Annotated in this window: 19 protein-coding genes; 6 read left to right on the forward strand and 13 right to left on the reverse strand. The window is 59.2% G+C overall.

Translation table 11 applies throughout. The features are described from left to right. Positions 1-6: 6 nt before the first annotated feature. Genes GEOBRER4_RS15525 through GEOBRER4_RS15535 form a run of 3 tightly spaced genes read right to left on the reverse strand, consistent with a single transcriptional unit; the run spans position 7 to position 3,427 of the window. Positions 7-804, reverse strand: a complete 798-nt coding sequence (locus tag GEOBRER4_RS15525; RefSeq protein WP_185243072.1) for a S1 family peptidase — start codon at positions 802-804, stop codon at positions 7-9. Positions 805-821: 17 nt separating this feature from the next. Continuing rightward, a complete protein-coding gene (locus GEOBRER4_RS15530) occupies positions 822-2,504 on the reverse strand; it encodes a tetratricopeptide repeat protein (protein ID WP_185243073.1) in 1,683 nt (560 codons plus the stop codon). Continuing rightward, a complete protein-coding gene (locus GEOBRER4_RS15535) occupies positions 2,501-3,427 on the reverse strand; it encodes a class I SAM-dependent methyltransferase (protein ID WP_185243074.1) in 927 nt (308 codons plus the stop codon). The genes GEOBRER4_RS15530 and GEOBRER4_RS15535 overlap by 4 nt, the downstream gene beginning before the upstream one ends. A gap of 239 nt (positions 3,428-3,666) precedes the next feature. Here GEOBRER4_RS15535 and GEOBRER4_RS15540 point away from each other — a divergent pair, with 239 nt between their 5' ends. Continuing rightward, complete coding sequence (locus tag GEOBRER4_RS15540) at positions 3,667-4,350, forward strand: glycosyltransferase family 2 protein (RefSeq protein ID WP_185243075.1); 684 nt, start codon at positions 3,667-3,669, stop codon at positions 4,348-4,350. Here GEOBRER4_RS15540 and GEOBRER4_RS15545 read toward each other — a convergent pair. The 4 genes from GEOBRER4_RS15545 to GEOBRER4_RS15560 form a co-directional block, all read right to left on the reverse strand. After that, a complete protein-coding gene (locus tag GEOBRER4_RS15545) occupies positions 4,342-6,702 on the reverse strand; it encodes a hypothetical protein (RefSeq protein WP_185243076.1) in 2,361 nt (786 codons plus the stop codon). The two genes, GEOBRER4_RS15540 and GEOBRER4_RS15545, sit on opposite strands and share 9 nt — an antisense overlap. A gap of 26 nt (positions 6,703-6,728) precedes the next feature. Further along, positions 6,729-7,436: an FKBP-type peptidyl-prolyl cis-trans isomerase gene (locus GEOBRER4_RS15550; RefSeq protein ID WP_264177090.1), complete on the reverse strand. Its 708-nt coding sequence runs from the start codon at positions 7,434-7,436 to the stop codon at positions 6,729-6,731. 16 nt (positions 7,437-7,452) lie between these two features. Continuing rightward, positions 7,453-8,370 carry a tetratricopeptide repeat protein gene (locus tag GEOBRER4_RS15555; RefSeq protein WP_185243078.1) on the reverse strand — a complete coding sequence of 306 codons (918 nt, stop codon included), beginning with the start codon at positions 8,368-8,370 and terminating at the stop codon, positions 7,453-7,455. 107 nt (positions 8,371-8,477) lie between these two features. Next, a complete protein-coding gene (locus GEOBRER4_RS15560) occupies positions 8,478-9,290 on the reverse strand; it encodes a tetratricopeptide repeat protein (protein WP_185243079.1) in 813 nt (270 codons plus the stop codon). 213 nt (positions 9,291-9,503) lie between these two features. Between GEOBRER4_RS15560 and GEOBRER4_RS15565 the strand changes: the two genes are divergently transcribed. After that, complete coding sequence (locus tag GEOBRER4_RS15565) at positions 9,504-11,282, forward strand: tetratricopeptide repeat protein (protein ID WP_185243080.1); 1,779 nt, start codon at positions 9,504-9,506, stop codon at positions 11,280-11,282. A gap of 70 nt (positions 11,283-11,352) precedes the next feature. Here GEOBRER4_RS15565 and GEOBRER4_RS15570 read toward each other — a convergent pair whose 3' ends face one another. Further along, a complete protein-coding gene (locus tag GEOBRER4_RS15570) occupies positions 11,353-12,090 on the reverse strand; it encodes a glycosyltransferase family 2 protein (RefSeq protein ID WP_185243081.1) in 738 nt (245 codons plus the stop codon). 208 nt (positions 12,091-12,298) lie between these two features. Here GEOBRER4_RS15570 and GEOBRER4_RS15575 point away from each other — a divergent pair, with 208 nt between their 5' ends. The 4 genes from GEOBRER4_RS15575 (at position 12,299) to GEOBRER4_RS15590 (ending at position 15,423) form a co-directional block, all read left to right on the forward strand. Further along, on the forward strand, positions 12,299-12,697 hold the full coding sequence (locus GEOBRER4_RS15575; RefSeq protein ID WP_185243082.1) for a hypothetical protein: 399 nt from the start codon (positions 12,299-12,301) through the stop codon (positions 12,695-12,697). Positions 12,698-12,759: 62 nt separating this feature from the next. Beyond that, positions 12,760-13,161, forward strand: a complete 402-nt coding sequence (locus GEOBRER4_RS15580) for a hypothetical protein (RefSeq protein WP_185243083.1) — start codon at positions 12,760-12,762, stop codon at positions 13,159-13,161. Positions 13,162-13,539: 378 nt separating this feature from the next. Continuing rightward, complete coding sequence (locus GEOBRER4_RS15585; protein ID WP_185243084.1) at positions 13,540-14,301, forward strand: cytochrome c3 family protein; 762 nt, start codon at positions 13,540-13,542, stop codon at positions 14,299-14,301. A gap of 45 nt (positions 14,302-14,346) precedes the next feature. Beyond that, positions 14,347-15,423: a tetratricopeptide repeat protein gene (locus tag GEOBRER4_RS15590; protein WP_185243085.1), complete on the forward strand. Its 1,077-nt coding sequence runs from the start codon at positions 14,347-14,349 to the stop codon at positions 15,421-15,423. A gap of 96 nt (positions 15,424-15,519) precedes the next feature. On the opposite strand, the gene GEOBRER4_RS15595 is transcribed toward GEOBRER4_RS15590, so the two are convergent. The 5 genes from GEOBRER4_RS15595 to GEOBRER4_RS15615 form a co-directional block, all read right to left on the reverse strand. Further along, positions 15,520-16,482: a cytochrome C gene (locus GEOBRER4_RS15595; RefSeq protein WP_185243086.1), complete on the reverse strand. Its 963-nt coding sequence runs from the start codon at positions 16,480-16,482 to the stop codon at positions 15,520-15,522. A gap of 150 nt (positions 16,483-16,632) precedes the next feature. Next, entirely contained in the window at positions 16,633-17,607 is a 975-nt protein-coding gene (locus GEOBRER4_RS15600) for a cytochrome C (protein WP_185243087.1), read from the reverse strand. 440 nt (positions 17,608-18,047) lie between these two features. After that, positions 18,048-18,344, reverse strand: a complete 297-nt coding sequence (locus GEOBRER4_RS15605) for a hypothetical protein (RefSeq protein ID WP_185243088.1) — start codon at positions 18,342-18,344, stop codon at positions 18,048-18,050. A 583-nt stretch (positions 18,345-18,927) separates the two neighbouring features. Further along, the gene (locus GEOBRER4_RS15610) at positions 18,928-19,557 is read right to left on the reverse strand and encodes a hypothetical protein (protein ID WP_185243089.1); all 630 of its coding nucleotides are present in this window, start codon (positions 19,555-19,557) and stop codon (positions 18,928-18,930) included. A gap of 176 nt (positions 19,558-19,733) precedes the next feature. After that, positions 19,734-20,207 carry a DUF2318 domain-containing protein gene (locus tag GEOBRER4_RS15615; protein ID WP_185243090.1) on the reverse strand — a complete coding sequence of 158 codons (474 nt, stop codon included), beginning with the start codon at positions 20,205-20,207 and terminating at the stop codon, positions 19,734-19,736. Positions 20,208-20,225: the final 18 nt, after the last annotated feature.

Consider the following 20,225-nt stretch of genomic DNA (forward strand, 5'->3'; position numbering starts at 1 on the left):
TCTCCATCAGGGAGCGAGAGTCCGCTCGATCCATGGGCGGTAGGGTTTAAGATTCGTGTAAAGGCCGATATCCTCGCAGATGCCGTATTCGAATCGACCGTCGGCTGCACGCTGGACCGCCTGGGACTGAACTCCCATGACAAGGTAGCGCTCTTTGCCGGAAGCGTCCGGCGTGGTCTTGAAGAGAGGGCTCCCCGAGTCGCCGCTGCAGGGGCCTGCTCCCACATGCTGCAGCTCTATCAAGCGCCCCTCTTTCTTGACGGCGAGTTTCGCCCCGGGCAGCACCAGTTTGCGCAGCACCCCCGGGTCGTTGCGAAGAAACTTCGAGACCCCGTAGCCGGCGGCTAGGAAGCTGTCTCCTTCGGAAATGCCATAGTCGCTTTCTTCTGCGAACTCCGCCGGGAGGTAACCCGGAGGGGCGGGTTCCGCGAGTCGCACGATGGCGATGTCGAAGTTACTCTGCTCCCGGTTCAGTTCGGGGACGTACTGCTCAGGCACCTTGATTGAGGAAACGTGCAGGACGCGGCCGCCGTGTCCGGGCAACAGGTTTGTGCCGAAAACAGCAAGGTACTTCTCGGGGTCACGGGAACCGTCGAAGCAGTGGGCGGCGGTGAGGACCGCATCCTTGCGCACGAGGATACCGGTACAGACCGCATCGGCGGCAGGGTTGACTATGCCGACCAGGCTTTTCCGGAAGGGCTCGTCGCTGCCGACGAGAGTCCCCCCTACTATGGCGTGGCAGGCACCCGGCCGGATGACGGCCAGTGTCGCCAGTGATGCTATGAGGATCGCCGCACGCTTCATGTGCTCCACTTTGCTGCTTATAGAGATTCGATGTCGGTAAGGCCGACCGCCGGCCCCGGCGGTCTATGGCTGGTGGCGCCCTCGGCGATTAGCTTTTGCTCCAGAAGCTTGATCCTGCGTAGGGTATCCCCCTTGTACTCGATGTAGGTAACGGGAGCCGCCTTCATGAACAGTCGGTAGTGCTGCAGCGCCTGCTTCAGGTCCCCCCTTTTCTCGCAGATCTTGCCTAGGTTCAGGTGGGCCATGGACTTATTCGGGTCCGTCTCGCCGGAAGGGGCCTGCAGGGCAGCAAGGTAGTAGGTCTCGGCGGTGCGAAGATCCCCGCCGATGGCCGCCAACGTCCCCATCTGCATCATGGCCTCGGCATGCTTTGGGTTGAGCGCGAGGGTCCGCTCCCATTCGCGCCGGGCCGAGGCCAAGTCGCCGTTTTCCATGTAGGCGGTCCCAAGGTTGTAGTGGGCGCCCGGAGACTCGGGATCGTTGCGCACGCCGCTGGAGAAAAGCGACAGACCGCTGCGCCAGTCGAGATTGCGGTGCACGGTGACCGCCGAGGCGGCGACGAGGATAACCACGACCGCCGCCTTGGCAAAGCGCGGGGTTGCCAGCGCCAAGATCCAGGAGAGCACGGCGCCGAGACCGAAGAAAAACCCGACGGCGGGCATGTAGAGATACCGCTCGGTGATCTGCTCGCTCGGGATGGGTACGATATTGGAGATGGGAGCGTAGTTGATCGCGAACCAGACAAGACCGAAAAGCGCGACGCGGTTGCGGCTGCGCAACGCGAGCCAGACCATCCAGGTCAGGAAAAGCATGGCAGCGAGGTGCCAGAAAGGGGAGAAAAGCCCGCCATTTGGCACCTTGTGGAACAGGGTGAGGTCCGCCGGGTAGAGAAGCAGGGCCAGGTACTGCGGGATGATGTGGTAGTTCTGGGCCAATCGCTCCAGCACCCCCGAAGCTGGGACCGGGGTGCCTACGACCCCCTGCAGCGAATAAAAGCGCATCCCGAAGTACACCAGGGTGAGGATGAAGTACGGGGAAAGCAGGATAATGCGGTCCTTCCAAGAAAGCCGCGGCTCCCCCTCCTGCAAGGGGAAAAAGGTGAGCACGAAGAAAACGGCGGACATCATGAGCCCCGTCTCCTTGCTGAGCAGGCCGCAGAAGTAAAGTAAAGGGGAGGCGACCAGCAGCGTCTTTCCTTTCAGCCTCCCCTCCAGATAAGCCAGAAGAGAAGCGAGGCTGAAGAAGAGCGCCATTAGGGTGTTGCGTGCGGAGACCCAGTTCACCGCCTCGCTGTTCGCCGGGTGCACAGCGAAGAGCAGTCCTACGGCAAGCGCGGCCCATCGGTCCGACAAGAGGCGCCGGCAGATCAGATAAAGAAGCAGCGCGTTTCCAAGGTGTATGACGATGTTCACGCCGTGATACCAGACCGGGTTCATCCCGGCGACCTGGTAGTCGAACAGGTAGGTGGCTCGGTTCAGCGGACGGTAGTAAGGCTTGACCAGGTCGGGCGCGAACAGCACGTCGGGCACGTTACGCAGGCTGAGCGTTTGCGGGTTGTTCACGATGATCATCTCGTCGTCGAGAACGAAACCGTTGAAGAAGCTGACTGAGTAGACCAGCAGCGTCGCCGCAGTCAGAACCAGGAGAGGGAGCCAAAGCCGCCTGCTTGGGCGGCGGGTGCCGATAGTTGCCTCGGTCATTTTGTTTGTTCCTGTGGCGATTGGGCCCGGCCGGCGACTACGATCAAGGTGCCGCCGCGCCCGAGCATTGTGCTCACGGCAAGAGCCGGGAGAGACAAGAAGGTAAGGAAGGTGCCAGCGACCATGGCGAAGAAACGGCTCGCCAGTCCCGCGTCGCACCGCTTACCGGTGAGCAGGTAAAAGAAGAGGTTTGGCTTTTTCTGAAGCCGATTCAGCGCGCTCTGCGACCATCCGAGCAGGTCGTACTCGAATTCCTGGTGACGCCAGGTGTAAGGAGTCAGGCCTGCAACGGCAAGGCTGCATTCCAGCGCCTTTCGGTTGAAATGATAAAGGTGCCTCGGCACGTCGGCATGGAGCCAGGCAGGACCGAAGAGCCGGGCCTGCAGCCCCCCGAAATCAGGAACCGCGACGATCAGTCGTCCCTTTGGTTTGAGGAGTCTCGCCACCTGCGACAGCATGGACGGAATGTCGCGCATGTGCTCCAGCGTGTGCCACATGGTGATGCAGTCAAACTGCGAGGCCCCTCCGTACTCCTCAACGGCTTCGCGGACGTCGAACCCCGCCGCGCGGGCGGGAACGGGGTTCAGCTCGGTGCCGGCCACCTGCCAGCCTGCGGCACGGGCCGCCACCAAAAAAGAGCCGTCGCCGCAGCCGATATCCAGCAGTCTGCCAGGGTTGCCTAGATGGGCCCGCCGTACGAGCCTCAGGCGACGCGCCGTGCAATAGCCGCCGGTAGCCCCGTGCCGTTTGCCGTAATACTGCGCCGTGTAATAGTGAGTCAAGTCATGAGGTTGCGGCAGGGTATGCCCCAGTTCGCAGCGGGAACAGGTCGCGATGGCAAACCGTTCACCGGTCATAGGATCCGGCACTTGGGGCATCAGGGGATGCAGAGACCCGCCGCAGACATTGCATGTGTCCGGCATGTTCATCTCCCTTTCATAAGAAATCCATCTCATCCACGGCAGCGCTCAATGTACCTCAAGGCGTCAGCAACAGGCAAGTGTTTACCGCCCCGGCAACCAACCGGGGCTCCAATGAAAAGTGCTTCCCTTGCCGAGCTCTTATGCAGTATGATGCTTCCCGCGCCTGCCGTGCCACCTTTAGACGCTTCAGCAACGGGCATCCGCTAGGCGCGACATCAAATTGCAAGGAGCCCGTTCCCATGAAACTGTCGGTCGTCATTCCGATTTACAACGAAAAGGAAACCATCAGAGCCATTCATGCCGCCGTGCAGGCTGTGCCTATGGACAAGGAGATCATCCTTGTGGACGACTATTCAACCGACGGCACCCGCGACATCCTGAACGAACTTGCCGGCCCCTCCACCCGGGTGCTGCTGCACGAGCGGAATATGGGGAAGGGAGCCGCGCTCAGGACCGGATTCCGGAATGTGCTCGGAGACATCGTGATCATCCAGGACGCCGACCTTGAATACGACCCCCAGGAGTACGTCAAGCTGACCCAGCCAATACGGGAGGGTAAGGCCGATGTCGTGTACGGTTCCAGGTTCGTCACCGGTGAGTATCGCAGAGTCCTGTTCTTCTGGCACATGCTGGGCAACAAGTTCCTCACCCTTCTCTCCAACATGATGACTAATATGAACCTCACCGACATGGAAACCTGCTATAAGGTGTTCCGGCGAGAGGTCTTGGAAAACATCACCATCGAGGAAAACCGTTTCGGCTTTGAGCCCGAAATCACCGCGAAGATCGCCAAGATGAATGTGCGCATCTACGAAGTCGGCATCTCCTACTCCGGCAGGACCTACAAGGAAGGGAAGAAAATCGGTTGGAAGGACGGGGTTGCCGCGCTCAAGTGCATCCTGAAGTACAACCTGCTACGCTGACCCCGTTTTTTCGCTCCGGCCGTAGCGCCACTCCCAAAACAGCAGCGCAAGCAGAGCCCCCGCTCCGCAAAGGGTAAGCGCCCACCCGACCCTCACCTCCCCCGGCGCGTAGCGCATTTCGAGCACATGCCTTCCCGCGGGCCAGGGCACGGCCCGCACCAGGTAGTCCGCACGCCAAAGCGGCACCTCGCGCCCGTCGAGTGTTGCCTGCCAACCGTCCCAGAAGGTGTCGTTGACGACGAGCACGCCGCTACCTTCGCAGGTTGCCTCTATCCTCAGATAATCACCGCCCCGCTCACTGGCGAGCACCCTGCCTGGAGCGGTCTCTCCCACTCCCGGCGCCCCTTCCAGCACCACTGTGGCGTCGTTTCGACCCGCGCTCTCGATCACCCGGTTCAGCGCCTGGCCGGCGTCTGGCGCCGTCTGCACGCGTGTCGCGAAGAAAGCCCAGGGACGATGCGGCACCTGCCAGGCGCTGAACCCCCAGCGTGCATCTTCCAGTACTTTTACGCCTCCGGCGCTCGATAGCTGTGCGACCTGAAGCTCCCGCGGGGTATACGGATCTTTTATGACGGCATGGGTGATGCCGTAGCGCCGCAGGGCGAGCACCGCCTGTTCCCCCAACTGCTGTGACATGCCGAGGGTGAGCAGATGAAAACGCTCAGGCACCAGCCCCGTGTACGTGTTGAACTGGTCGATGCGGGACGAGACGTTGAAAGCCGGCTCCCCCATGTGTGACTGCACGGCCACCTGGGCGTCATTGTCATCCAGGTCGTGAGGATAGAGAAAGTTCTCCTCGATCGGAGTGAGGATGCGAACCTGCTCTCCCCCCTTTTTAAGCTGAGCCAAAGGCGCCTCGTCGCGCGCATCGGGTCGCCCAGGGTGCAACGCGAATCCGGAAGCAAGGGCGAGTTGCAGCAGAACCACGAAGGCGCACGCAGCTGGAAACCAGCCGCGTTCACCTCCCCGGCGCCGGCAGATTTCGATGATTCCCGCCAAAACGGCAAGCCCCGCCCCGGAATGCAAGAGCCCGACGGCAAGGTTTTGACGTGCCTTGATTGCGGCGATGCGGACGGAGGGGTCGGAAAAACCTGCCTCGAACCCGGTCCAGTTCGATAAGGCGAGTGCCGCCACAAGGGATAGCGACGCCGCTGCCGCCACGGCCAGACTCCATTTCACGCCGGGGCGCCGCGACAAACGGTCCACCCCGAAGGCGGCGAGAAGCGCGAGGCAGAGCGTGAAGGGGCCAATCATCTTTTCGGCGTAGCGGAACTTGTTCCAGACCGGCAGGAAGGCGCCGACCGAGTCCGCACCGGCGTTGCACCCAAGGGCCAGCCAGAACAGCAGCAAGGCGGCGACGCAAAGGATCCGGCTGAGACGCTGCCGCGAGATCCCAGCAGCAGCAAGAGCCAGGACCGTGCTTCCTACGTAGACACTGGGGACGAAGGGAATCTCGAAACCGCTGCGCGTCAGTCCCCCAAGCCACATGAAGACCGGCCATTTCTCCGCGCCGGAACTTACACTGCCGAAGAACCCCGGTGCGAACAACTCGAGAGTGCGCCACGGGGCGAAAGCCCACTGCACCTTGTCCAAAGCATCTACCCCAGCCCCACGGGAGGCTTCCTTCAAAAAGGAGAGCGTAGGAAGAAGCTGAACGGCAGCGACAACGGTACCGAGAAGAGCGGCGGCTGCGGCGCGCTTCAGTCCGGCCCATGCAGCCGCGTCCGCCGCGAGAGCCAGGGCGAGGGCAACGGCAATACCCGCCCACTGCGGGTCGCCGGCAAACCACTGCACGGCCAGGGCGAGCGCTGCAGCCGGCACCCCGAAGCGGCGCCCCTCACCCGCCAGTCGGAAGGCCGCCAGCATCCAGGGGACCACCGCGGCGGCGCTAAGGTACTGCACGATCGAACTCATCCCGAGGGTATAGCCGGACAGCCCGTAGGCGAAACCGGCTACGCCGGAGGCGCCGAACGAGCCCCCGAGGGTTCGTGCCAGCACGGCGGCGCCCAGGGTGGCCAACCAGAAATGGCCGACTATGAAGAAGTCCATCCCGGCATCAGGGAACAAGAAGGCGCCCAGTAGGGAGAACGGGTGTAAAACACCGTGCATCATCTGGGCGAAGAGCGGTATCCCCAGGGCTTCGTGTGGATTCCACAGGGGGAGTTGGCAGTTGCGCAGCGCCTGGACAACAAGGGAGCGTACCGGCAGGAACAACTTGGCCGTGTCGCGCCAGACCAGCGTTCGGCCGGCGGCCAGGTAGCAGCCTGCAGGGATCAGGGAACCGAGGGAAACCAGCAAAAACCAGATCAGGTTCTTGCGGTAGTTTTTCGGCGAGCAGGATGATGCTTTCATGGGGAACCTGTTGCAGATCTCTTAGTTTAGGGTTCGACGTCCAGGACTTCGACGTCAAAGACCAAAGTGGCTTTTGGCGGGATCTTGCCGCCGCTCCCCTTGTCTCCGTAGGCGAGCACCGGAGGGATGATGAGCCTGCGCTTGCCGCCCGCCCTCATCGTCTGGATACCCTCATCCCAGCCGCGGATCACCTCTCCCTTGCCGAGCGTGAAGGTGATGGGTTTGTTGCGGTCCAGGGAGCTGTCGAACTTGGTGCCGTCCTGAAGCCACCCGGTATACTGCACCCGGACCTTTTTGCCGTTTACGACCTTCGCCCCGTGCCCCGCCTTCAGATCCTGGTAAGAAAGACCCGAGGCGGTCTTAACCGTCCTGATCGTCTTGCTGCTGCGCATCTCCGCGAGGAAGGTCTCTTTTTCCTTTGCCTTGCCGACCTCGTTGAAGGCCTTGAAGTTGATGGTGAGCTTGTCGATGATGCGATACAGCAACGAGGACGGGAGGATTTTTTTCCGCAAGAGCTCCGTCTTCTCGCTGTAAGGCCGCCCGTCGATGATCTTGCCGGCCTCCTCCTCGCCGATCCCAGGCAGGGTCATCAACTGCTCCTTGCTCGCCAGGTTGAGATCAACCAGCCCGGATGCGGCAGCAGCAGCCGCCGGCGCAGGGTCGGACGCCGACGCCCAAACGGCTTCGCAAGAAAAACAAACAGCTATAATCGCAACGATCCAAACTCTCGTCATCAGCTCCCCCGTCAAATCACCTCAGTTTTCCCAAAGCATCGCGGGCCTCGGCAATTCCGTTGGCCGCGGCTTTTTCCATGAACTCCAACCCCATGTTCCGATCGGTGCGGCCTAACTCCCCATTGAGGCACATGACCGCGAAGTTGTACTGTGCCTGACCGTTTCCGCCACGAGCCGCGGCAAGATACCACATGGCGGCAGTGAACTTGTCACGCGGAACGCACCAGCCGTTGTCGTAGAGAAAGCCCAGCAAGCCTTGAGCGGCCGCATCTCCGCGCCGCGCCGTGAAGTCGAACAAGCGCGCGGCTTTGCAGTAATCCTGGCAGACCCCGTCGCCTTGGTAGTACATGACCCCTAGACTGTAGGCGGCATTGACGTCTCCCTGCGCCGCAGCCCTTGTATAGAGTCTTGCCGCCTCGGCCTTGTCCTGAGTGACTCCTTCACCCCTGTAGTTCAGGACGGCCAGGGTGGTCAAGGCCTTCACATAGTCGCCGTCGGCAGCCCGGTGCAGCCAGGACAGCGCCAGGACGGGGTCCTTCTTCCCCCCGCTCCCGTTGGAGTAAAACTCGTACAGACTGCACTGGGCTGGGGCATAATCGTTCTTTGCAGCCTTTAGCAGCCACTGTTCCGCCTGTTGCGCGTCCTTTTTGACTCCATCTCCCTCAAGGTACATTTCGCCAACCCGGGCTTGGCTCGAGGCGTCACCCCGCTCGGCGGCGGAGAGGTACCACCTGAACCTCACCCCTTGGCTCCCGGAACCGGTAAAGCCACCGCCCCTGGCGATGCCGTAATAGCGAGCCGCCAGGTCCGGGTCCCGTGGTGCCCCCTGCCCCAGATCGAAGATACGGCCGAGGTAGAAGGAAGCCTCGGGGCTGTCGTCCGCGGCGAACTCACGCCGCGCAGCTTCGAAGTCCCCACTGTCGTACGCCGCCACGCCGGCTCCAAAGTCGGCCGCCGCCGGCGACACCCCGTAAAGCGGGGACGTGAATAAAAAGAGGAACCACAAAGGCAGAACATGGCTCCACCCGGCTCCTCCACTTCTCATTTTCCCACCTCTTTCAATTCAGCCGCCGCTGTCGGCTCTCCCTGTGCCGCGGCTTTCCGCAGCCACAGGATGGCCTCCTCCCTGTCGCGTCGCCCTCCAATACCCTGCAGCAAGCATCGGCCCATCTGGTACTGGGCTTCCCGATGACCGGAGGAAGCGGCCTTTCGCAGCCATGCGACTCCTTCAGCCGGAGCGTTTTGCACGCCGTCTCGTTGCAGCAGCATGAGCCCCATCATATACTGCGCCGGAGCGTTCCCCTGTTCCGCAGCCTTCAGGTACCACTTCGCCGCCTCGCGCCTGTCCCGAGGCACTTCTTCACCATAATAGTAGGCGTCGGCAAGGTTATACTGGGCCATGACATGACCGAGTTGGGCGTCCTTGCGGTACCAGCGGATCCTTCTCGGCTCACTCTCCGCGCGCAGGCGGTCAAAATCGTGCTGGGCGCCGGGATCCCCGCCAGCGGCAGCTTTGCCGTACCACTTCATAGCCTCCGCAACGTCCCTGGTGACGCCATCGCCGGTTTCGTACAGTTGGCCGAGGTTGACCTGCGCTTCCGCACTCCCCATATCCGCCGCCCGGCGAAACCAATGCAGCGCCTCACTCACGTTCCTTCCGACGCCTAGGCCATTGTAGTAAAGCACGCCGAGTTGGTTAAATGATTCTGGTGTCTCATCAGCCCGGTATAAGGCTAAAGCGGAAGAATAATCACCCTTGTCGAATGCCCTCTCGGCCTCCTTAAAATCCGCGTAGCACGAGCCGCTCCAGCAAACCAAGAATGCGATGAGGATTGCGGGTAATCGTCTTTTCATAGCCAGCTCCCGTTTTATTTACCGACGCTTCCCCGCAGGGTTCAGGCGCCAAAGCTTACGCCATAAGCGGAACTTTTACAATTCAAACTTTATATGATACATTGGGCGCCCTGTCCGCCCTTGACTGATTTCGCCTCAGCTAACAACCACTTCCTAACGACAAAGGTACCTATCAGCATGACGTACACACGCCCTACCCAAAAGCACCTCCTGGTGTTTCTGATTTTGGCCCTCGCGGGCCTCGCGGCCTACGGCAACACCTTCTCCGTTCCGTTCCAGTTCGACGATGACGCCTACATCGTTAACAACCCCGCCATCAGGGATTTCAACGCCTTCATTTCACCGGGCGCCGTCACCGGAGGAGCAGAGCTCTCACCGACGGCCATCCCGCCTGCCCTGCGGGTCGCATTCATGACCCGCATCTTGGGTTACCTTTCGCTGGCAGTCAACTATCATATGCACGGACTGCAGGTCGCCGGCTACCATATCGTCAACCTTGCGCTGCATATCGTGAACGCATGGCTCGTTTACCTGGTGCTGGGGCACCTGTTCGGGATCAGGGGCAAGGACGAGCACGAAGAAAAGTCCGAGGGGATAAGCCCCCTGCCGCTGATCGGAGCACTGCTGTTTCTCTGCCATCCGATCCAGACCCACGCAGTCACCTACGTCACCTCGCGCTTCGTCCTCCTGGCCTCATTCTTCTCACTGCTCGCCCTGACCTCCTACCTCGGCTTTCGCAAGGCCCACGGGCGCTCCGGACTGTTTTATCTCGCCCTTTCCGTCGTCTCCGCCTCGCTGGGGATGCTGACCAAAGAATTCACCTTCACCCTCCCCTTCGTAATCGCGCTTTACGAGTTCTCCTTCTTCCCCGGCACCTGTCGCGATCACCTGCGCAAGGTTTGGCCGCTTGCGCTTGCCGTTCCGATCATCCCCGGTCTTATCTTCCTCCAGAAGGGGCAACTCACCGCCCTCGGCGGCACCATGCGCACCCTAACCGCCGCGGACTCGTCCGGCATCGGAAGGCTCGACTACCTGCTGACCCAGTTCAACGTGGTGGCAGGCTACCTGCGCTTGCTGCTCTTCCCTGTGGGGCAGAACGTCGACCACGATTTCGCGGTTCAGCACAACCCTTTCGCTCCAGCCGTCCTCCTACCGCTTCTGCTGCTGCTATGCCTGTTCGGCTGGGCTGCCGTCGGGTACATCCGTTCCCTGCGAGCCGGGGACGCCGCAGCGAGGGTGGTTCCGTTCGGCATCCTCTGGTTTTTCATCACCTTATCGGTCGAGTCAAGCATCATCCCGCTCGGAGAGTTGTCCGCGGAGTACCGGCTTTACCTCCCCTCCCTTGGGGTCATCATCGTGCTGTGTTGGCTCGCCGATCGGATATGCCTGCGCCTGTCGGTGGGAAGAAGGGCCCGGTTCGCGGCTGCACTTGTCGTCATCGCGATGCTCGGTACGCTGACCATCCTGCGCAACAGCGTGTGGCAAACAGAAATTTCATTGTGGCTGGACGCGGTGAAAAAGAGCCCGGCGAAGCTCAGGCCCCATCAAAACCTGGCGCTCTATTACGGAAATGCTGGACGGCTGGAGGAAGCAAGACAGGAACTGCAGAAGGCGATCGCCATCAAACCCGATGACTTCGAACTGCACAATAACCTGGGCATCGTCTACCGGCAACAGGGGAATCTCGATGCCGCCATCCTGGAGTACGAGCGCACCCTGCAGCTAGAACCCAACGATGCGATGGCGCGCTACAACCTTGGCAACGCCTACCTTGGGCGGGGAAGGTACCGGGAGGCGCTTGAGCAGTACCAGTCATGCCTCAAACTGATCCCGGATTACGACGAGCTCCACAACAACCTGGGCATCGTCTACAACAAAGCCGGACAAAGCGACGCCGCAATCAAGGAGTTCCAGGAGGCCCTGCGCCTCAATCCGGCAAACGTCCATGCCAGGAGGAACCTGGAGAGCAGCATGAACCGGGCGACGAGGTGAAGCGGGCACGGCCGCCTGGGAGATACCCCATTCAGCGGCCGGCTGCGCATCGTTCTCCTTTCAGTCCGCGTTACGGAAAAATCCCGCTCTTCACGAGCCCAAGTTTCTGCAGCCTAAATTGGAGCGACGTCTTCAGGACCCCGAAGCCGTAAGTCACGCTGCGTCGGAAATTGATTGACGATGCATCCTCGAAATACTTGGTGGGACAGGTCAGTTCACCGATACGGTAGCCGTACCAGATGATCTGTGCCAGCATCTGGTTGTCGAAAACGAAGTCGTCGGAGTTTTCATCAAGCGGCAATTGCTCGAGGATGTCTTTTGAGAAGGCACGATAGCCGGTGTGGTACTCGGAGAGCTTGTGCCCCAGCATCAGGTTTTCAAAGAGGGTGAGAAAACGGTTGGCGACGTACTTGTACAGCGGCATGCCCCCCTTCAGCGCTCCGATCCCCAGGATGCGGGAAGCAAGAACCGCGTCGAACTCGTCATAGGCTATGAGTGAGGCCATGGCGGGAATGAGTTTTGGGGTGTACTGGTAATCGGGATGGACCATTATGACGATGTCGGCACCGAGTCCGAGGGCCGCCTGGTAACAGCTCTTCTGGTTTCCCCCGTACCCCTTGTTGTCGGCATGAACGATAGTGTGGATACCAAGCCGTCTCGCTATGTCCGAGGTCCGGTCGCGGCTTGCATCATCTACGAGCACCACTTCGTCCACGATCTCGAAGGGGATCTCGTTGTAGGTCATCTCGAGGGTTTTTTCGGCGTTGTACGCCGGCATCACAACGACAATTTTTTTTCCATTTAACATATCAAGTCCTCGTCAACATTGGTATACCAGCCATAAGCAAACTGCGACCGATGATAGCAAGAACAGTCGTTGAATGCATAGCAAAAACATCAACATGCCCCCTTCCCCGCTCCGGGTTGCGCCGGGGCTCCACAATATCGTTGAAATAGCAGCGCGCCAAGGCTATAGTACCTCCACACTTTATCCTTATGCCACCGAGGGGTTTGCGATGACCACTTTGACGCAAAACGTGATCTTCTTTCTCATCACCTGCTTCCTGCTGGGCCCGGTGACCGCCTTGGCGGCGGAGCCCCACAAAGAGATTCCGCCCATCGTAGACATGCTTCAGGGGGGAGGCGCCAAACTCAGCTCCGACAAGAAATACATCGTCAACGACAAAGGGGAGATCATCGCGAAGGAAACTGTGAACAGTTACAAGAAGAAGAGTGCCTCCGAGGCGGCGATGACGCTCGCTGCCGAGCCGGGAAAGGAAGGCGCACCGGCCGCCCCCACGGTGGTTTTCTGTAACAAGAAATGCGGCCTGATCCAAAAGCACTGCTACACGGACAACGACGGCAACATCGTCTGCATCAACAACTGCGAGAAAGAGCTGATGATCTGCGACTAACCTATACCCCCCTAGAACCCGACCGGTTTTTGGGCAATCAAACATAGCAGAAGGAGATATGCATGAATGCTTACGTGAAAATTTTTGTTGTGGTACTTGCCATTTCACTCCCAGCCGTCGGCTTATGCGCCGACAAAGGCGCAGCAAACGAGAAAGCGGCCGCAGGCAAGGTATATCGCGTCAGTGATGTATTCAAGAACAAGGCGCAGTTGAACAAGCAGTCCGTCACCGTTAAAGGGAAGATCGTCAAGATCTCCGCCGGCATCATGGGCAAAACCTGGATTCACCTGCAAGACGGCAGCGGCAGCGCAGCCGCCAAGGACAACGATCTGACCGTGACCACGACGCAGGACGCGCCGTCGACGGGTAAGACCGTCACCGTCACCGGTACCGTGGCGAAGGACAAGGACTTCGGCAGCGGGTACTTCTATCCCGTCATCATCGAAAACGCCACCATCAAGTAACACCCCTCACCGCTACCCCGAGCCCCCTGCCCTGCAGGGGGCTTTTTCATGTCGCAAGAGCGATTAGCAAAAGTAAACTTCGTATCAACTCCACGCTCGATTTCGGATGGCTTTCCGTCAAGTAATGTATGGTCAGGACGCAAAACGATAGGCTTCCCTGGTTTTTCTACCCAGTGCGATCTCAAGCGGCCCGGATAGGCCGTGCCGGATATCAAGGATAGGCGGCTGCGAGTTTGCACGCGAAGACGGCAGGCCCGGGGGGTTGGGGATGGGCTAACCATAGGACAAAGCTAACGATGTTCTTGACAAAGAAAGTTTCGTTGGTTATAGATTGAACCCATTCTTTTCGCCGTGCGGCATGCTATCAGGAACCCTGTTATGTCTTTTATGCGGATCTCAATGCTGGTTATTGCTGCGGCGGTAATGCTCTGGACTGCGGTGCAAGCCTCCGATGTGTTCGATATCGTGTTCAAGCCGCGCTACGGCGGCGAAGTCGTCTTCAGCCACGGCATTCACACCAGCAGCCCCAAGATCGCGGATAACTGTCCGACCTGCCACGAGAAGATCTACAAGACCAAGAGCAAGAAACCAGTCACCATGGCGCAGATGGAGAAGGGAAAATCCTGTGGCGCCTGCCATGGCCGGATCGCCTTTCCTCTCTCAGCCTGCGGGCGGTGTCACGCTATCAGGACCATAACCTTCGCCGTGCCCTACGTAGGTAACGTCAACTTCCTCCATAAGCCGCACACCGACAAGTTCCCGTGCGACGCATGCCACAACAAACTCTTTTTCCCGGGGAGAAATCCCCATGCCACAATGGCCGAGATGGAAAAGGGAAAGTCATGCGGTGCGTGCCACCGCGGCCAAAAGGCCTTCGCCCTCAGGGATTGCTCCCGGTGTCACTTGGCGGGAAACCTGCTTATGAAGGTTGTAAACGCAGGCCCCGTGACCTTCAGCCATGGCTTTCACACCGCGCTCTACCGCTGTACCGATTGCCATCCAAAGATTTTCCCTCTCGATTACACCACTCCGAGGGTGAGCATGAATGAGATGGAAAGCGGGAAGTCATGCGGCGCATGTCACGACGACTACACGGCATTCACCATCAGGGAAAACTGCGTCAGATGTCATGACATGTAAGCTGTCGGCGTGACTCGACCGACGGCCTTGTAATTGGAGATAGCCTTGAAATACCGCAACGCAGCTCCAGCCCTTATCATCCTGACGACCCTGTCGGCAGTAGGCGCCGCCGCACAGGACAAGGCCTGTTTATCCCTGCAGGGGATGGGGGCGGCAGATCTGCGCAAATCAAAAATAGTCGACGCAGCCCATCCGGCCGGCGCCCCCCAGAACGACCGTTTCTTTTCAGAACTGGCAGGGGACGGAAACGCCGCCGTCACCAACAACACCGGTGTCGACTACGCCACTGGCCACAACATAGAGCGTAACGTTGCCGAAGCGTTCAACTGCTTCTCCATTTCGGCACGGCAATCGCAGCTTGAGGCTGCATACAACCTGGGGGTCATGTACGCATCCGGTCTGGGCGGCAAAAGCGATTACGCACAGGCGGCGGCTTGGTTCAAGGAGGCGGCCGATCGAGGCGATCCCCAATCACAGTACTTCCTGGGAAACATGTATCGTGAAGGATGCGGCGCACCACGCAACATCGCCGAGGCACTGAAATGGTACCGGCTCGCGGCAGAGAAATGGCACATTGGTGCGCAAGAAGGAATTGCCCAGATCTACCTCGCCGGAAATGGCCCTCCGGACTCCGGACAAGCAACGAAGTGGCACGCTCTTGCCGCCTTGCCCCCTGCCGAGGCGGCCTACCAGGTGGCGCTGCACTGCGACAAAGGCCCCGGGAACGCTTGCCACCCGTCAGATACCGCCGTATGGCTGCGCATCGCGGCGGCCTGCGGTAACATTGCAGCGGCTTACGATCTCGCCCAACTATATGAGCGACATGCCGCGAAGTTCAACACCGGAGCCGAAGCGACGAAATGGTACCTCGTCGCTGCCATGCACGGCCATGCGGAGTCCCAGTTCCGTATAGGCCTTTGGTACAACACTCAGGGGCACTCCCGCGACATGGTGCAGGCCTGGGTGTGGCTGGATTTCGCGGCCCGACAAGGCGTGGAAAAGGCTGCCGAAGTGAGGGAAGCTGTGGTAAGGGAAATGACGCGTAGGGAGTTTTACGCCGCACAAAGACTTAGAAGGGACATGGAGCAGGTTGCGGGGATCCTTCCCCGCGAGTCGCGCTAGTCCCCCCAGCGGTTTAAAAAACGAGTGAGAAGTAAACAAGGGGCAGCCGGGAAAAGGCTGCCCCTTGTTGTTCAGCTAAGGATTTGGCTAGGCACCCTAATGGCAGCCGAAGCACCACGATTTGAAGGTTGCCTGCACCTGGACCGAGCCGTTCGCATGGAGGCTGGGGTCGGTGATGGTGTCGCCGATACCGTTGCCCGGACTGGACGCGTCAGGATGGCAGAACTGGCACTGGTTAGCCTCTCCTGTTGGCCCTTGGTTGGCATGCTTGCCGCTGTGCCAGACGTTGCTCCCATTGGAGCCATTACGAGGAGGGTCGTCGTGGCAGGCGGCGCAACCGGCGGGACCGGTCGAGTACCATGAGGGCGTGGCTCGTGGCACCCCGCCGCCGTAAGTCAAGGTGCAGAGGACCACAGCATCCATACCCCAGTCATAGGTGTAGTAGCTGAAGGTACCCGATATGTTGTGGCACGCCACGTTGAGGCAGGTCTTGGCGCTGGCGTCAAAAGTTGGAGCAGGCTTGCCCGCCGCATAGGCAGGCCCATTTTTATCGAAGACAAGTCGGCCGCCGACCTTGTGGCACACAGAGCAGTCAAATGTGTAATGACCAGCGACCGCCATGCCTGGCGCGCCGTGGGCGCCGGTCGGGGTACATGAAGGATCCCCGTCCACGCAGACTTCATCCTGCGTCATCAGGGCAGCAGTCTTAGAAAGGGTAGTGCCTTTCTTCACGTAATAGCTTTCGACGGTGCTGTCATGCGGCACCCACATCTTGCCGTCGTAGATGAACTCCTTTCCGATCGTGGTATCGAAATAGGTCATGCCGAACACAGCAACCGGGGGGGGGGCAGAAAGCCTCTGCCGCGCTTGTACCGGAAGTTTGCTGACATCCGCGGCGGAGGCAGCAGATATCGTCTGTTTACTTTCGGATGCGCCGGTTTCTGACGCGCCTTGGGTGACAGTGGAGACGTCGCCGCAGCCGGACACCAGTAACAGCACCAAAGCAAAAAAATACCGGGTGAAATCGAGGCTCTTTAGGTTTACATATCTCCCAGACATGAGTCCTCCTTTTGCAGAGAGTTCCGCAGGATACGGCTGCCACGTCGAGGGATCGACCCTCATTGCACTCCAAGCAGGTCCTACTACAGATCCACGGCAGATGTCCGCGATGAATTCCAAGCTCACCTGTCGTTGGGATTCAAAGTAATCTCAATGGCAGCCGTAGCAGGCAGAGGTGAATACTGCTGACACATTCGCCGTCCCGTTTGCATGCAAAGTCTTATTGGTGATGGTATCACCGATGCCGTTCCCGGGGCTGGAAGCATCTGGGTGGCAGAACTGGCATTGGTTGCGCTCACCGGTTGGCCCCTGGCCGCCATGGTTACCGCTATGCCAGACGTTGCTTCCGGTGGAACCGTTGCGGGGCGGATCGTCGTGGCAGGCGGTGCATCCGGCAGCCCCGGTGGAGAACCACGACGCCGTCGGGCGGGGGGTCGAGCTGCCATAGGTAAGCGTTGTCAGGACCGTGGTGTCGAGGCCCCAATCGTAGACGTAGTAACTGTACGAGCCGCTCACGACGTGACACGCCACATTGGAGCAGGTCTGAGTGGTAGTGTTGTAGGTTGGAGCCGCGAGCCCAGACGCATATGCCGGACCGCTTTTTAAAAAGGAAACACGACCGCCAACCTTGTGGCATACGGCGCACTGATAGGCGTAATGTCCGGCAGGAGTTGAGCCGGGACCTCCGTGGGCGCCGGAAGGGGTGCAGGCGGGGTCTCCATCGAGGTAAACGTCCGACTGGACCATGGATGCCGCCGTTTTCGTACCAGTCTTTGCAGCGCTTTCCGCCTTACGCGCTGCATAAAAACTATCCACGGTATTGTCGTGTGGAACCCAGGAATTGCCATCAAAGATGTATTCCTTGCCTGTGTTGGCATCGATGTAGATCATCCCGAAAACAGCTACGGCGGGAGGAGCGGAAAGCTTCTGTTTCCCGCGGGCGGGAAGGGTGCTTACTTCGGCGCTTGTGGCCACCCTGGTGGTCACTTTGCCCAATGTGGTTGCAGATTGACCGTCAGCCGGTCCGGCAGACGATGAAGTATCCTGGTTGCATCCGGCGACCAGTAGCACAGGCAAAGCAAAATTAGCAAAAACAAGCCCCAAGTGAAAATGCCTGACGGACATGATGCCCCTCCCTTGCATATCAACGACAATTGTTCATTTATGAGCCAACAGTTTCACGCTGTCACGCCGTTCAAACAGGAGTTCCACTAATAAAGCTACGACATCAACTGATGAAACGTTGATGCATGCAGCCTAAGTGAAACTAATCACAGGCTATACCATAGCCACGCTAACGTGTCAAAAAACATTTGGAATTTTATAAATTAAATTTGAGACATTAACAGGAAGATCAGTGCCGACGAACTAACGGCAGAGTCTTAAAACCGTCCTGTTAACTGAGATGTGTTAAAAGGAAGGTCGCTTAGAGAGGACGTTGAAGTCCAGATGCGGGCGGGGGCACAAGTTGAGTTGGGATAAATGAAAGGGGCGTCAGGTGCTCTGACCGCCCCTCGGCCGGTGAGCCGCATATAGAGACCTATAAACTTAGAACGCTCTTCCTTTCACTTCTCGCTCGCAACTAATGCAAACTGTTGCGTCTCCAACAGTTCCAATTTTTTAGCCCGGCGTAAAAAGCCCACAGACTCTTTTTTATTTCGCACTACCCCCCACCCCATTCCGTACATAAGACTGAGGTAAAAGTTGGCTTTCGCGCTATCGCACTTTTTGAATTCTGTGGCCGCCTCGACATAGCGCTGCTGACGAAAGGCGTTCAAGGCAGAATCGAAATCAGCCAGAACCGGTTGACCAGAAATTGATAAAAGAAACATCGCCAGGAAGAGCCTGCACAGTCCTTTCATTGTTATCCCCCAACTCGAATTTCACTTCGCTGTTGCATGCTCTGGAGTTCAGCAACGGGCATGCCAACACGGGCCTCAACATAACCGGTTGATTTACCGCCATTGACGTGCGAAGCCGCGGGAGCGGCAGTACATCAACGATTGAACACTTGGACGAACAAACAACGGAATGCACCGGTTTAACTGAAAAAAAATTCGAACAGGAGTGTTGCGCAGAACTAGAACAGCAGAAGAGAAATCACCGGCGGAAAGGGCGAGGAAGGTGTACTTAGGTTAGAGGTGAGAAGATGGAGAACATCCATGCAAGGTAAAGGTACTCCAAGTCCCGGAGTCCCGGAGTCCCAGCGTCCCAGAATGCCGGCTAAAGGTGGATTTTGTGACATTGGTTGATTCTGCCGCTGGAGGAGAAGCGGGTCAGCGCGTTGCTAATCTTGTTGCTACCTTTGAAACGAAAATGGGATGAGAGGTAAATAGCACCATCCAGAGAACATTTCAATATTAGAATATTACATATCCCCTCACCCCTCTGGCGGAAACATGGCGGGGGGGGTGAATGAACGGGCGAGGGAAGGAGCGCTGTGCCCTACCCCTCGGGGTAGTCGGAGAGCGCCAGGAACGTTTCCTTGAGTTCGAACGAGAAGATGGAGAACATCCTCTCGGCCAGGCGCGTGGTAAGAAGGGGGGGGAACAGCGGGACGGCCAGCCGGTAGATCAGGTCGAGCATGCCGTCGTGCGGGTTTTCCTCGAGGAAGAGCGCGCCGTACTGCAGGACCGGCGCGAACAAAAGCGCCTCCTCCATGACCGCGTCGTCCTCGCTGAAATAGGGGAGGATCATCTCGAGCGAGAAGCAAAGACCGGTGCCGCCGGCATCCTCGGAGATGCTGAGCAGCACCTCGTCCTGCGGCGAACCGAACTCAAGAGATTCGGGGGAAACGCTGCCGGCGGGAAGCACCAGCACCTTGCCGTGAATGGGATCGATCCCATAAGGCGCACCCCTGCCGGCCAGGAAGCGCTCCAGGGTCTGGTAGCCCTTGGTCTGCAGCCTTCCCATGCCGCGGTAGAATGCCGGCCGGAACAGGTCGCGGTTGGCGATCAGCTCCTCCAGCGGCACGAACTCCTGCTCGGCTGCCGCGGGCCGGGCGCTCCGGATCTCCGGGTTATTTACCACGAGCTTGAGGTGACTCCTCTTGCGCTCGTCTTTGTCCTTGGTCATCTATTCTCCCCTGGTGCTGTCTCGACTATGTTTAATACACCGGGGGGCGGACGGGTGTCAAGAAATGCCTCGAAGCGGGGGAAAGCGGCATCAGGGGTGGGGAACCGGCAGGGGCTGGGGGAGGGTTCCCCCCCCCCGCGGACCGTGGTGCGGCGGAGGGAGGGGACACCCAAAGTTTAGAAGAAGCGGGCGCCGGCCTTAAGGTCGGTAACGGTGATGCTGACGTTCGCCGCGTCGATTTTCGCCGGGAGATGCGAGGGGTTGCAGCCGCCGCTGCTGGCAGCTCCGATGCGGGCCGTAGCGAACTTCATGCCGCAGTTCTTGCAGACCATCTTGTCTCCCTGCTGCTCGTACCCTTTCTTTTCCCGGAAGCAGACGTCGCAGGCGTCGAAGGCTGTGTGCAGCACCCCGTCGCTGCCCTTGACCAAGAAGAAGTTGATCTCCTTCCCGCCGTCTGTGAATTTGTAGTAGTGGGCCTTGCCGTCGCTTACCTTGGAGACGGGGATGACGACGCTGCCGTTTACCGGCTTCACCTTGTCGTACTTCCCCATCCCGGGGATGGTGAAGGCGAAGGCGACGGTCGCCGCGACGACGAGCGACAGGGACACCAGCAAGAGGTACTTCAGGCCTTTTCTGCAGTGACAAACCATTAGTTGCTCCTTTTCACC

The organism is Citrifermentans bremense (genome assembly GCF_014218275.1).
GTDB classification, from domain to species: domain Bacteria; phylum Desulfobacterota; class Desulfuromonadia; order Geobacterales; family Geobacteraceae; genus Geomonas; species Geomonas pelophila.

Coding starts and splice junctions, on each gene's coding strand:
- GEOBRER4_RS15525 (WP_185243072.1), bottom strand. CDS start 804: ATGAAGCGTGCGGCGATCCTCATAGCATCACTGGCGACACTGGCCGTC.
- GEOBRER4_RS15530 (WP_185243073.1), bottom strand. CDS start 2,504: ATGACCGAGGCAACTATCGGCACCCGCCGCCCAAGCAGGCGGCTTTGG.
- GEOBRER4_RS15535 (WP_185243074.1), bottom strand. CDS start 3,427: ATGCCGGACACATGCAATGTCTGCGGCGGGTCTCTGCATCCCCTGATG.
- GEOBRER4_RS15540 (WP_185243075.1), top strand. CDS start 3,667: ATGAAACTGTCGGTCGTCATTCCGATTTACAACGAAAAGGAAACCATC.
- GEOBRER4_RS15545 (WP_185243076.1), bottom strand. CDS start 6,702: ATGAAAGCATCATCCTGCTCGCCGAAAAACTACCGCAAGAACCTGATC.
- GEOBRER4_RS15550 (WP_264177090.1), bottom strand. CDS start 7,436: ATGACGAGAGTTTGGATCGTTGCGATTATAGCTGTTTGTTTTTCTTGC.
- GEOBRER4_RS15560 (WP_185243079.1), bottom strand. CDS start 9,290: ATGAAAAGACGATTACCCGCAATCCTCATCGCATTCTTGGTTTGCTGG.
- GEOBRER4_RS15570 (WP_185243081.1), bottom strand. CDS start 12,090: ATGTTAAATGGAAAAAAAATTGTCGTTGTGATGCCGGCGTACAACGCC.
- GEOBRER4_RS15575 (WP_185243082.1), top strand. CDS start 12,299: ATGACCACTTTGACGCAAAACGTGATCTTCTTTCTCATCACCTGCTTC.
- GEOBRER4_RS15580 (WP_185243083.1), top strand. CDS start 12,760: ATGAATGCTTACGTGAAAATTTTTGTTGTGGTACTTGCCATTTCACTC.
- GEOBRER4_RS15585 (WP_185243084.1), top strand. CDS start 13,540: ATGTCTTTTATGCGGATCTCAATGCTGGTTATTGCTGCGGCGGTAATG.
- GEOBRER4_RS15595 (WP_185243086.1), bottom strand. CDS start 16,482: ATGTCTGGGAGATATGTAAACCTAAAGAGCCTCGATTTCACCCGGTAT.
- GEOBRER4_RS15600 (WP_185243087.1), bottom strand. CDS start 17,607: ATGTCCGTCAGGCATTTTCACTTGGGGCTTGTTTTTGCTAATTTTGCT.
- GEOBRER4_RS15605 (WP_185243088.1), bottom strand. CDS start 18,344: ATGAAAGGACTGTGCAGGCTCTTCCTGGCGATGTTTCTTTTATCAATT.
- GEOBRER4_RS15610 (WP_185243089.1), bottom strand. CDS start 19,557: ATGACCAAGGACAAAGACGAGCGCAAGAGGAGTCACCTCAAGCTCGTG.
- GEOBRER4_RS15615 (WP_185243090.1), bottom strand. CDS start 20,207: ATGGTTTGTCACTGCAGAAAAGGCCTGAAGTACCTCTTGCTGGTGTCC.